This is a genomic window from Streptomyces sp. NPDC004111, from assembly GCF_042874215.1.
Lineage (GTDB): Bacteria > Actinomycetota > Actinomycetes > Streptomycetales > Streptomycetaceae > Streptomyces.
On sequence record NZ_JBIAMU010000003.1, the window covers coordinates 275,958 to 287,744 of the forward strand.

Genomic DNA, 11,787 nt, shown 5'->3' on the forward strand with positions numbered 1-11,787 from the left:
GGCCCCCGGTCGGTCGGCCGCGGCGCCGACCGACCGGACGGTGCCTCAGTTCCGCGGTGCCTCCGCCGCCCCGAGCGCCAGCAGCACGGCGCCGTGGGCGGGTGAGTCCGGGCCCAGGGCGCTGGGGACCACACGCCCCGCCCACGCGGGTGCGAGCCGGCCGCGCACCTCGGCCAGCACGCGCGGGCGCGACCCGATACCGCCGGTCAGGACGAACCACGTGGGGTCGAGCACCGCGGCGACCATCGCGATGCCCTGTGCCAGGCAGGACGCGTACGCGCCCAGCGCGCCCTCCGCCGCGGGTTCGCCGGCCTCGGCCGCGGCCAGTACGTCCCGTACCGCGTGGCTCTCCGCTCCGCCCAGCTCCCGGTAGGAGCCGAGCAGACCGGCGATCGACACCGCGTCCTCAAGGACGCGGTCCGGGCCGATCGGCAGGTCGGCTATCTCGCCCGCCGCTCCGGTGGCGCCGCGGAGCACGCGGCCGTCGTGCACGACGCCGAGCCCGATGCCGGTACCGGCGCCGATCACGGCGAGCGTGTCCCCGTCGTGTCCGCCGAGGCGCTGTTCGGCGAGTGCCGCGGCGGCGAGGTCGTTCTCCACGGCCACCGGCACACCGAGGGCGGCGGCCAGCTTCTCCGCGAGCGGCACACCGTCCAGCCCCGGGACGTTCGGGACGCGGCCGACGACACCGGTGCGCGGGTCCACCGCGCCGGGCACGCCGACACCGACCGCCCGGACCCGGCCGGGTCCCAGCGCGCCCACCAGTCGTGCGAGTTGGCCGGTCACGTCGTGCGCGGTGGGTTCCGTGGACGAGGCCACCACGACGCCGCTTCCGTCGCTCACGAGGGTGCGCACCTTGGTCCCGCCGACATCGACGCCGACGTAGTGGGGCCCGGCCGAGTGCGTACGCAGAGAAGTCACCATGGAGGCTTTATATCAGGATGAGAAGAAGCAGGTGATCCAATCCTTCAGCCGCACGACTGTGCCGCCTCAAGAACGCCAACACAGCTGACCTATTGACCCGTTGAACGGTTCGATGCATGCTGCCATTCGTCTCAGCTTGAGAAAAAGAGAGGGTCGGCGGTCGTCCTCGATGGCTGCGTCACGGCCCGGAGCGGGGCGGGAACCGCCACCGCCGGCACCACCAGTGCGCCACCGGAGGAAGGAAGACATGTCTCTCTTGAGGCAGGGCACCGAACTCGACGGCTATCAGGGCCTCACCGCCTACGCCGGAGACCTGCACAACCACTGCGGCATCAGCTACGGCCACGGCAGCATCGAGGACGCCTACCGCAACGCCAGGCTCCAGCTGGACTTCGCCACGGTCACCGGCCACGCCTCCTGGCACGACATGCCCGACGACCCGCCGCACATCGCGGCCTACCACGAGCGCGGCTTCGAGCGCCTGCGCAACGGCTGGCAGCACGTCCAGGACGTCACCGAGGCGGCGCACGAGGACGGCAGCTTCGTCACCTTCCTGTCCTTCGAGTGGCACTCGATGACCTACGGCGACCACTGCGTGTACTACCGCTCGGGCCGCGGCCCGCTCGCACCCGCACGCGCCGGGAGCCTCGAAGAGCTGCGCGCCACCCTGCGCGGACTCGGCGCACAGGGCCTGCCCTCCGTCATGCTGCCGCACCACATCGGCTACCGGCGCGGCTCCCGGGGCATCAACTGGTCCACCTACTCCGCCGAACTCTCGCCCGTGGTCGAGCTGTTGTCGATGCACGGCTGTGGCGAGGACGACCGCTCCCCGCGCCCTTACCTGCACACCATGGGCCCCAGGGACGCCGGCAGTACGGCGCTCACCGGGCTGTCGGCCGGCCACCGGTTCGGCTTCATCGGGTCGACCGACCACCACAGCGCCCACCCCGGCAGTTACGGGTACGGCCGGGCCATGGTCTGGGCCGAGGAGCTGACCCGGGAGGCGATCTGGGACGCGCTCACCTCCCGTCGCACGTACTGCGTCACCGGCGACCGCATCCTGCTCGCGACCTCGCTCAACGGAAGCCCCATGGGTTCCGTCGTCGCCGCGCCGGGCCGCCGCCACCTCGACGTCGCGGTGCGCGGCGGGGCGGCGCTCGACTACGTCGAGGTCGTGCGCAACGGCGAGATCATCGCGCGCGAACGCCCCTCGGGCGGGCACGGCGAGGCCTTCGAGGGCATCCTCCCGGTCGGCTTCGGCTGGGGCGAGGTCGGGGCGGCCACCGAGTGGGACGTCGAACTGGAGGTCGTGGGCGGCCGGATCGACGCGGTAGAGCCCCGACTGCGCGGATACGACGTCGTCGCACCCAGCGCGCACGAACCCGACTCGTTCTCCTTCTCCCGCTGGTCCCGGCCGGAACGGGACCGGGTGGTGCTGCACACCCGCACCGACGGCAACCCGACGGTCATGACCGACGCGACCCAGCGGTTGGCCCTGCACGTCACGGGCGACACCTCGACCAAGCTCGTGGCCCGGGTCAACGGCCGCGAGGTCGCCCACTCGGTGGGAGAGCTCCTCGAAGGACCCCGGGTCGGCTTCCTCGGCGGCTTCGTCAGCGGCGCCTTCGTCCTCGACCGCGCCGAGCCGCGTACCGCGACGGATCTGGAGTGGTCGCTCGACGACGCCGGAACCGGTGCCGCCGAGGACTGGTACTACGTCAGGGTGCGTCAGTACAACGACCAGTACGCCTGGAGTTCGCCGACCTGGGCGACCCGCCCCTGACCGCACGCACGGATGATGGGTGCGCACCGCGGTGCGGGCACGGCGCAGGCACCCGCACCGAACCACTCCGAAAGGCCCACCATGACCCCTGGCATGCCCGAGCGAGCCGAGAGCCGGGACCGGCACAGGCCACCGACGGCCACCAACCGCACGGCGGCCCAGGTCAACACGACGGCACTGCTGGACAGGCTGCGCACGGCGGGCCCGCAGTCGCTGTCGGAACTCGTACAGCACACCGGTCTCAGCACGGCCACGGTCAACCGGCTCGTCGACCGGCTGACCGCCGACGGGCGCGTCCTCGAAGCGGGGCGGACGGTGCCGACGGGCGGGCGGCCGGCCCGTCTGGTGAAGTTCAACGCCCGCGCCCGGTCCGTGCTCGCCCTCGACATCGGCGGCCGCAAGATCGCCGGAGCGGTCACGGACCTGGAGGCCCGGATGGTCCGGCGGCGCAAGCGCTCGTTGGCGCCCGGCGCCGACGGGCGTCCCGCCGGGGACTTCTTCGAGGCGCTCGCCGACCTCGCGGGCGCGCTCGTCAAGGACGCCGCACAGGGTCCCGCACCCGTGCACACGGTGGCGGTGAGCGTGCCGGGCGTCGTCCGGCGGGACACCGGGCAGGTCGAGTTCGCCCCTTCCCTCCAGTGGTTCGACCTGCCGCTCGGCGCCCTGCTGGAGGAACGCCTCGGGCTTCCCGTACGCGTCGCCAACGACGTGAACCTGCTCGCTCTGGCCGAACTGCGCCACGGCGCGGCGCGCGGCAGGCGCGACGTCCTGACCGTCGCCCTGGGTACGGGGGTGGGCGCGTCGCTCGTGCTGGGCGGCGAGCTGTACGGCGGCGGGGCGGGCGCCGCGGGCGAGATCGGCTACACCCTGCTCGGCAGGCAGTCCCTGGCCACCCCGTGGCCGGGGTTCGGCGACCTGGAGTCCCGGGTGGGCACCGCCGGGATCCTGGCGAGAATGCGCGAGAGGCGCGCGGGACGCGAGGCCCTGCCCGCCGGCTTCGGCTCCGAGGACTTCCTGCGGCTCGCCCGCTCCGGCGACGAGGCGGCGACGGCCGTGCTCGCCGAACTCGTCGACGACCTGTCCCTGACCATCGGCAACGCGGCCACGCTGCTCAACCCGGAGCTGGTGGTGCTCGGCGGCGGCTTCGGCCGGGCCGCGGCCGACCTGCTGGTGCCCGCAGTCCAGCGACGCCTCCAGGGCCGCATCCCCCTGCTGCCCGCCCTCACCGGCGCCGCACTGGAGGACGCCCAGCTCGTCGGCGCCGCCGAGCTGGCCATCGACAGTGCCGCGACGACCCCGACCTGACCCGTCCGAACAGGAGTGACCCCATGTCAGATCTCGTCCAGCTGCCTCCCGCGGCCGGCAGCGCCATGGCCGCGGAGGTGGCCGAGCAGCCGCACCGGTGGCAGCGGATGCTCGACCGGTACCGGGCCCCGGATTCCGAACTGGCCCGCGCCGCCGCCCTCGTCCGGGCCTACCGGCCCCGGTTCGTCCTGCTCGTGGCGCGAGGCACCTCCGACCACGCGGCGCTGTACGCGAAGTACCTCTTCGAGGTGCTGTGCGGGCTTCCCTGCGGGCTGGTCTCACCGTCCACGACCACCGCCTACGGCGCCGAACCCGAGGCGCGGGGTGTGCTCATGATCGGGGTCAGCCAGTCCGGCGGGTCGCCCGATCTCGTACGGACGCTGGAGGTGGGCCGGGCCCGGGGCGCGCTGACCCTGGCCGTGACCAACCGTGCCGACTCGCCGCTCGCCCGCGCCGCCGAGTGCCAGCTCGACGTACTGGCCGGGCCCGAGCTGGCGGTGGCGGCCACCAAGTCGTACACCGCCCAGCTCCTCGCGCTGTACCTGCTGGTGGACCGGCTGCGTGGTGGGGACGGCTCGTCCGCCGCGCCGCTCCCGGAGGCCGGTGCGCAGGTGCTCGCGCAGGAGGCGCTCGTCGCCGGACTCGCCCGGCGCTACCGCTTCGTGTCCCGGCTGGTGTGCACCGCGCGCGGCTACTCGTACCCGACCGCCCGGGAGGCCGCGCTCAAGCTGATGGAGACCTCGTACATCGCGGCCCAGGCGTTCTCCGGGGCCGACCTTCTGCACGGTCCCCTCGCCATGATCGACCCTCAGGTCCCGGTGCTGGCCGTCGTCGCCGAGGGGCGGGGCGGCGACGCCATGCTGCCGGTCCTCGACCGGCTGGCGGGTACGGGCGCGGACGTCCTGGGTGTCGGCAGGACATCGGCCCTGGAGCGGACGGACGCGGCGGTCGTGCTGCCGGAGGGCGTGCCCGAGGAGCTGTCCCCGCTGGTGGAGATCCTGCCCTTCCAGTCCCTGGCCCGGCACCTGGCGCTCGCGCGGGGCGCCGATCCGGACCGTCCCCGGGGGCTGAACAAGGTCACCGAGACGCTCTGACCCGGGACACCGCCGGGCACTGACGGCCGGGACGTGCATGGTGGTGAACCGTGGACGCGAGGCGCACGGCACCGGTCTGCCGTGCGCCTCGCCATCGTTTCCGATCGTTCTGGTTCTCTTCCCAGGGGCCTGTTCTCTCGCATCGGTCCGCGTGGTCGAAGCACATCACCGTGCACAGTTGCCCCATTTCCGGCACTTGGCAGACGTCTTCCTGCGCTCTTTCCAGCCACAGCAAATCTTCTTTCCCTATCGATTCTGATCGTTTCAGATTGCTTCGCTTCAGAAGCGTTGACTGCGGAGATCGCAGGGGCTGAAGTGTGCGCACTACTCCACCGCGCGAAAGGAAACCCATGGTGTTCGGTACCTCGACCGGCGCCGACGTCGGCAGTTCTCGGACACTCCCGTCGCGGAGGTCGCTGCTGCGGGCCGCCTCCGGACTCGGCGCAGCGGCCCTCACGGGTGGTGCGCTCACCGGGTGTTCAGCACGCGCGTCGGGTGCCACCCCCGTACGGCTGTGGTCCTGGCTGACCGGCATGGACCAGTACGTCGCCGCCTTCAACGCCGCCCAGCGCGACGTCCACGTCGAACTGAGCATGATCGCCTCCGGCACTCAGGGCGGCTACGCCACGCAGACGAACGCGATCCGCGCGCACAACGCCCCCGACATCCTGCACACCGAGTACCAGGCGCTGCCGCAGATCGTGACCACCGGTGGCCTGCGCGACCTGACCGACGACGTGGCCGACCTCGCCGACGGGTTCCTGCCCGCCGCCTGGAAGAGCGTGCGCCCCGACGGGCGGACCTGGGCCGTGCCGATGGACTTCTGCCCGATGGCGTACTTCTACCGCAAGGACCTGTTCGACAGGGCGGGCATCCGGGTACCGCGCACCTGGGCGGAGTTCGCGCAGGCCGCCGCGGCGGTCCGCCGCGCCGACCCGAAGGCGCAGATCACCACCTTCCCCCTGAACGACGGCGCGTTCTTCGCCGGGATGGCCTGGCAGACGGGAGACCCGTGGTGGCGGGTCTCCTCGGACGCCTGGCAGGTCGGCATCGACAACAGGGGCACCCTGGAGATGGCCTCCTACTGGCAGGACCTGGTCGCCACCGGGAAGGTCGCCCGGACCGCCACCAGCAACCAGAGCTGGGTCTCCGCGATGCACGGGGGCGGGCTCTGGGGGATGCTCGGCGCCACCTGGGGCGTGGGCATGATGAAGAGGTCCCTGCCCCAGGACAAGGGCCGCTGGGCCGTCACCGCCATGCCCACCTGGGACGGCGAGCCGGTGACCGGCGCCTTCGGCGGTTCCGCCTTCGCCGTCTCGGCGGAGAGCCAGGTCCCCGACGCCGCGGTGAAGTTCCTGCGGTGGCTGGCCACCGCCCCGGCCGTCCCCCGGATCGGCGCGCAGGTCACCTTCCCCTCGCCCGCCTACCTCCCCAGCCGGCAGGTGGCCCGCCGGGCCTACGCCGACGACTTCTTCGTCGGCGACCCGCTCTTCGACGTGCTGGACAGGGCGGCGACCCGCGTCCCCGAGTGGACCTGGGGACCGAACTCGCTGAGCGTCTTCTCGACCATCGCCGACGTACTGGCCCCGGTGTCCAGCGGGGGCACCACGATCCCGAAGGCGATGCACCAGCTTCAGGCCTCGGCCGTCACGACGATGCGCGAGAACGGCCTCGCCGTCACCGAGGGGAGCCGGACATGACCACAGTCGTCAACCCGTCGAAGGCGCCGGCGTACGCCGACCCGCGACGTCCGGGGCGCAGGCGCCGGTCCACCGGCGTCCTGCTGGCCGCCCCGTTCGCCGTACTGCTGCTGTGCACCGTGCTGGTGCCGATCGGCTACGCCGTGTACCTCAGCCTGTTCACCGACCGGCTCTCCGGACTCGGCTTCGACGGCTATCGCCAGGTCTTCACCGGCCTCGCCAACTACGCGGACGTCCTCGGCGACCCCGCGGCCCGCACCAGCGTCCTCCACGTCGCCGGGTACGCACTGATCCACATCCCGGTGATGTTCGCCGGTGCCCTGCTCATCGCCCTGCTGCTGAACTCGGCCACCGTGCGCCTGCGCCAGATCTGGTCGCTCGCCGTCTTCCTGCCGTACGCCGTACCCGGGGTGATCGCCGGACTGATCTGGGCCTACCTCTACAGCCCCGGCATCGGCCCGCTCAACGACGCTCTGCCGTTCGACCCGCTCAGCGACTTCGGGGTCCTGCCGTCCGTGGTGAACATGGCCACCTGGCAGTGGATGGGCTACAACGTGATCATCTTCTACACCGCGCTGCAGACGGTGCCCCGCGAGGTACTGGAAGCCGCACGCGCCGACGGCGCCGGAGCCATCCGCACCGCGCTGTCCATCAAGCTCCCGATGATCCGGCCGACGGTCTTCGTCGCGCTCGTCTTCACCACCATCGGCTCCCTGCAGCTGTTCACCGAGCCCATGGTGCTGCGCAACTTCACCGGCACCGTGACCAGCACCTGGACCCCCAGCCTCTACATCTACGAAGCGGCCTTCACCAGCAACGACTACGGGCGCGCCGCCGCCGCGTCCGTGCTGCTCGCCGCCGCGTCGGCCCTGCTCTCGGCGCTGGTGATGCGCCTGTCCGCCCGGAGGTCCCGATGAGCGCGCCCACCGCCACGCGCCAGTCCCCGCCCGTACGCCGCACTCCCGGAACCCGACCCGCGCCGGACGGCCCGCACACCGGCTCGCGCGCCGCCCGCTGGACGTCGCGCGGTGCCGTGCACGGCATCCTCGTGCTCGCCACTCTCTACAGCGTGCTGCCACTGATTTGGCTGGTCACCTCGGCCACCAAGTCCGTCGGTGACTTCTCCGCCACCAGCGCCTTCGAGTTCGCCGACTTCCACCTCTTCGCCAACCTCGGGGACCTGTTCGCCCGGGAGGACGGCGTCTTCTGGTACTGGATCCGCAACTCCCTGCTCTACGCCGGCCTCGGTGCCGTCCTCGGCGCCCTGATCTGCACCGCCTGCGGCTACGCCATCGCCAAACTCGACTTCCCCGGACGACGGCTGCTGCTCTCGGTGACCCTCGCCGGGGTCCTGGTGCCGCCCACCGCGCTCGCCCTGCCGCTCTACCTGCTCGCCTCCCACCTGCACGTGGTGAACACGTTCTGGGCGGTGTTCGTGCCCCTGCTGACCAACCCGTTCGGCGTCTATCTCGCCCGGACGTTCGCCGACGCGTCGGTCCCGGACGAGGTCCTGGAGGCGGCGCGCCTGGACGGGGCCGGTGAGCTGCGCATCTTCCTGACGATCGCCCTGCCGATGATGATGCCCGGCTTCGTCACCATCCTGCTGTTCCAGTTCGTCGCCATCTGGAACAACTTCTTCCTGCCGCTGGTCATGCTGACGGACCCCCAGCTGTTCCCGATGGCACTCGGGATCTTCCAGTGGAGCACCCGTGCCCTCCAGTTCCCCGACTACAACCCCCTCGTCATCACCGGATCCCTGCTCGCCGTCGTACCGCTGATCACGGCTTTCGTCGTGCTCCAGCGGCAGTGGCGCAGCGGCCTCTCCGCCGGGAGCGTGAAATGACCCCCGCCGTCCGCAGGCCGGAAACCCTGCTGCTCATGAATGACCGGTCCAGGCAGACCCAGTTCGGGCCGCCGGAGTGGGAACGCCTCCGTGCCGCGGCCACCCTCGGGCAGCCCGTCGCCGCGGCGGACCTGGACTCCGCCGCCGTCCGGGCCCGGCTCGCCGAGGTGGAGGTTCTGATCACCTCGTGGGGCTGCCCGGTGCTCGACACAGCGGTACTGGAGGCCGCACCGCGGCTGCGGGCGGTCCTGCACGCCGCCGGCACGGTGCGCCACCACGTGCCGCCGGCCGCCTTCGACCGGGACCTGCTGGTCACCACAGCGGCCGGAGCCAACGCCGAACCCGTCGCCCACTTCACGCTGGGCGCGATCCTGTGGGCCTTCAAGAAGGTGCCCTTCCTCGCCGCCGACGCACGCCGTTTCCGTACGGACTGGAGCTACCGGGAGGGCCGGGGCGAGCTGAGCGGACGCGACCGCACGGTCGTACTGGTGGGCTTCTCCCGGATCGGCCGCCGCGTCACCGCCCTCCTGCGCCAGCTGGACCTGGCCCGCGTGCTGGTCGTCGACCCGGTGGCCGACCCGGCGGACATCGTCGCGGCGGGCGCCCGGCCCGCGCGGTGGGACGAGGCGCTGCCGCAGGCCGACGTGCTGAGCCTGCACGCGCCGTCCCTGCCGGAGACCCACCACATGATCGGGGCGGCCGAACTGGCCGCGCTGCCGCCCGGCGCGGTCCTGATCAACACCGCCCGGGGCGCCCTGGTCGACACCGCGGCGCTGGAGGACGCCTGCCGCGCCGGACTGCACGCCGTCCTGGACGTCACCGACCCCGAACCGCTCCCGGCCACAAGTCCCCTGTACGACCTGCCCAACGTCGTCCTCACTCCGCACATCGCCGGGTCGCTCGGTTCGGAGACCCGCACGCTGGCCGCCGCGGCACTGACCGAACTGGAGCGGTACGCCGCGGGCCTGCCGCCACTGGCGGCCGTGACCCGGCAGTCCCTGGCGGTGCAGGCATGACCCGCAGCCCCCTTGCACGTCCCGAAGAGCCGCAGCACCCACGAGACGAGGTCCATGCCATGAACGACCAGCACATCAGCAGGCGCAACGTTCTGCGGGCGGGCGGCGCGGTCGGCGTCGCCGCCGTGACGGGCCTCGCCACGGCCGGGCCGTCCAGCGCGGCCCCGGCCGCCGGGAGCCCCCGCACGAAGGTCGTCGACCTGGGCCCGGCGGTGGTCCAGTTCGCGCTCATGAGCGCCGTGCTCGTCCGCGACACCCTCTACATGGGTTCCCGCAACCTCGAACAAGCGCGGATCATCGCCTACCACGTGCCCACCGGAAAGGTGGTCGGCGAGACCTCCCTGGCCACCGGCCACTCCGTCCAGGCCCTCGCCGCCGACCCCTCGGGCACGTACGTGTACGCCGGCGTGCTCCAGAAGGCGGCGAGCAGGGCGAACGTGTACCGGTGGGACCTGAGGACACCGGGCACCCCGGCCGCAGCACTCGGCAGCATCAAGGACCGTGACGTGCGCGACCTCACCGTGGCACCGGACGGCACCGTGTACGCCGTGGGCAGCGGCGGCGCGGCCGCGCCCGCCCTGTGGGAGTACGACCCGGGCAGGGGCGATTTCACCGAGCTGGGCAGCCCGAGCCCGCTCGCCACCACCGCACTGGCCGTCGCCGCGACGAGGACCACCGTCTTCTTCGGGGCCGGCAGCACCCTGCACGCGGGCGGCGGCACCAGCAAGGCCGTCCTCTTCGCCCACGACCGGGCGTCCCGCGAGTTCACCGACGTCACCCCCGCCGAGCTGCGGAACGACGCGGCCGTGCGGGAACTGGCGGTCGTGGGAGACAAGCTGGTGGCGGGCACCGCCGGTTCGAAGGACCCCTCGAAGATCGCCGTCATCGACCTGGCGGACCCGTCGCGGTACACGGTGGCCTCCTCGACCGGCAAGACCGCGAAGAAGTTCGCGGCCCTCGACGAGAAGATCTACTTCGCCAACGAGTCGGGGCTGCTCGCCTACGACACCAACGCCGGCACCGTCGCGCCCGTCGAGTTCGAAGGACCTGCCCTCGGCGAGATCTGGGGAGTGGACTGCCGGGCCGGCAAGGTCCTGGTGACCTCCGCCTTCGGCTTCGTGGCCGAGATCGACCCGAGGACGAAGAAGTCCCGGGTCACCGAGCTGGCGGACGCGGGCGCGCCCGCGTCCCCGCAGACGTTGCTGGGCATCGCCGTGGGCGGCGGCTACGCCTACGTCAGCGGCACGGCCACCATCGCCCGCCACAGCCTCCGCCGCGAAAGCGTCGTCAACCTCCGGGTGCCGGGCGAGGCCAAGGACGCCGTCGTCGTCAACAACACCCTCTACACCGGCCAGTACAGCTCCGAGGGCATCTGGGCCCACAGCCCCCGCCAGGGCACCCTCACCCACAAGGTCGCCTCCTTCCCCTCCGCGCAGAACCGCCCCGCCGACGTGGTCTGGGACGGCGTCAACCGCCTCGTGCTGGTCGGCGCGGAGTCGGACACGGAGGGCGGCGGCTCCTTCTGGACGTACTCCCCCAGGACCGGAAAGTCCCGGTGCTTCGTCAACCCGATCGACGCGGGCCAGTGCGTCAGGGGCGTCGCCACCCTGGGCGGCGTGGCCTACCTGGGCGGCGACAACAACACCAAGACCACCCCGTACGCCACGGTCGTCGCCTTCGACCCGGTCGCGGGCAGGGAACTGTGGCGCGTCGATCCGCAGCAGACCGCCGGTGTCGCCGCGCTCGCCGTGCGGGGCCGTCACCTCTACGGCGTCTCCCGCAAGGGCGGCTTCTTCGTCATCGACCTCCGCACCCGCACGCTGGTGCACCGCGCGGACATCACCTCGGTCAGCAACGGCTACGCCGCCCTGGTGACCAATCGCGGCGTCGTCTACGGCGTCTCCGACACGACCGTTTTCCGCTTCCACCCGAAGACCTTCGCCGTCTCCGTCGTCGTACCGGAGATCAACGGCGGCTGGTACAGCGGCTCCCACCTCACCAACGACGAGCACGGCCGCCTGTACACCGTGCGGGGCCGCAACCTCGTCCAGATCACCGACCGCCCCGGTTTCTGACCCGCACGTCCTGGCACGACCAACGGTTCGGGCCCCGCCGTCCCACC

General features: G+C 72.2%; 9 protein-coding genes. 8 read left to right on the forward strand and 1 reads right to left on the reverse strand.

All coding sequences use genetic code 11. The annotated features are described in order from the left end of the window. Window positions 1-45: 45 nt before the first annotated feature. Window positions 46-924, reverse strand: a complete 879-nt coding sequence (locus ACFYVL_RS08270; RefSeq protein ID WP_389242044.1) for an ROK family protein — start codon at window positions 922-924, stop codon at window positions 46-48. A gap of 247 nt (window positions 925-1,171) precedes the next feature. Here ACFYVL_RS08270 and ACFYVL_RS08275 point away from each other — a divergent pair, with 247 nt between their 5' ends. From ACFYVL_RS08275 to ACFYVL_RS08310, 8 genes are all read left to right on the forward strand, one after another. Further along, the gene (locus tag ACFYVL_RS08275; RefSeq protein WP_389242045.1) at window positions 1,172-2,707 is read left to right on the forward strand and encodes a DUF3604 domain-containing protein; all 1,536 of its coding nucleotides are present in this window, start codon (window positions 1,172-1,174) and stop codon (window positions 2,705-2,707) included. 93 nt (window positions 2,708-2,800) lie between these two features. Further along, window positions 2,801-4,012, forward strand: a complete 1,212-nt coding sequence (locus ACFYVL_RS08280) for an ROK family protein (protein WP_389242046.1) — start codon at window positions 2,801-2,803, stop codon at window positions 4,010-4,012. Between the two features lie 23 nt (window positions 4,013-4,035). Then, the gene (locus ACFYVL_RS08285) at window positions 4,036-5,106 is read left to right on the forward strand and encodes an SIS domain-containing protein (RefSeq protein WP_389242047.1); all 1,071 of its coding nucleotides are present in this window, start codon (window positions 4,036-4,038) and stop codon (window positions 5,104-5,106) included. Between the two features lie 350 nt (window positions 5,107-5,456). After that, window positions 5,457-6,806: an extracellular solute-binding protein gene (locus tag ACFYVL_RS08290; protein ID WP_389242048.1), complete on the forward strand. Its 1,350-nt coding sequence runs from the start codon at window positions 5,457-5,459 to the stop codon at window positions 6,804-6,806. Further along, the gene (locus tag ACFYVL_RS08295; RefSeq protein ID WP_389242049.1) at window positions 6,803-7,723 is read left to right on the forward strand and encodes a carbohydrate ABC transporter permease; all 921 of its coding nucleotides are present in this window, start codon (window positions 6,803-6,805) and stop codon (window positions 7,721-7,723) included. The genes ACFYVL_RS08290 and ACFYVL_RS08295 overlap by 4 nt, the downstream gene beginning before the upstream one ends. Then, the gene (locus tag ACFYVL_RS08300; RefSeq protein WP_389242050.1) at window positions 7,720-8,649 is read left to right on the forward strand and encodes a carbohydrate ABC transporter permease; all 930 of its coding nucleotides are present in this window, start codon (window positions 7,720-7,722) and stop codon (window positions 8,647-8,649) included. Before ACFYVL_RS08295 ends, ACFYVL_RS08300 begins: the two co-directional genes overlap by 4 nt. Next, window positions 8,646-9,665 carry a hydroxyacid dehydrogenase gene (locus ACFYVL_RS08305; protein WP_389242051.1) on the forward strand — a complete coding sequence of 340 codons (1,020 nt, stop codon included), beginning with the start codon at window positions 8,646-8,648 and terminating at the stop codon, window positions 9,663-9,665. Before ACFYVL_RS08300 ends, ACFYVL_RS08305 begins: the two co-directional genes overlap by 4 nt. 59 nt (window positions 9,666-9,724) lie before the next feature. Next, window positions 9,725-11,740: a PQQ-binding-like beta-propeller repeat protein gene (locus tag ACFYVL_RS08310; RefSeq protein ID WP_389242052.1), complete on the forward strand. Its 2,016-nt coding sequence runs from the start codon at window positions 9,725-9,727 to the stop codon at window positions 11,738-11,740. Window positions 11,741-11,787: the final 47 nt, after the last annotated feature.

What these genes read in the sequence shown, in the direction of transcription:
- ACFYVL_RS08270 (WP_389242044.1), bottom strand. Translation starts at nt 924, where the DNA reads ATGGTGACTTCTCTGCGTACGCACTCGGCCGGGCCCCACTACGTCGGC.
- ACFYVL_RS08275 (WP_389242045.1), top strand. Translation starts at nt 1,172, where the DNA reads ATGTCTCTCTTGAGGCAGGGCACCGAACTCGACGGCTATCAGGGCCTC.
- ACFYVL_RS08280 (WP_389242046.1), top strand. Translation starts at nt 2,801, where the DNA reads ATGCCCGAGCGAGCCGAGAGCCGGGACCGGCACAGGCCACCGACGGCC.
- ACFYVL_RS08285 (WP_389242047.1), top strand. Translation starts at nt 4,036, where the DNA reads ATGTCAGATCTCGTCCAGCTGCCTCCCGCGGCCGGCAGCGCCATGGCC.
- ACFYVL_RS08290 (WP_389242048.1), top strand. Translation starts at nt 5,457, where the DNA reads ATGGTGTTCGGTACCTCGACCGGCGCCGACGTCGGCAGTTCTCGGACA.
- ACFYVL_RS08295 (WP_389242049.1), top strand. Translation starts at nt 6,803, where the DNA reads ATGACCACAGTCGTCAACCCGTCGAAGGCGCCGGCGTACGCCGACCCG.
- ACFYVL_RS08300 (WP_389242050.1), top strand. Translation starts at nt 7,720, where the DNA reads ATGAGCGCGCCCACCGCCACGCGCCAGTCCCCGCCCGTACGCCGCACT.
- ACFYVL_RS08305 (WP_389242051.1), top strand. Translation starts at nt 8,646, where the DNA reads ATGACCCCCGCCGTCCGCAGGCCGGAAACCCTGCTGCTCATGAATGAC.
- ACFYVL_RS08310 (WP_389242052.1), top strand. Translation starts at nt 9,725, where the DNA reads ATGAACGACCAGCACATCAGCAGGCGCAACGTTCTGCGGGCGGGCGGC.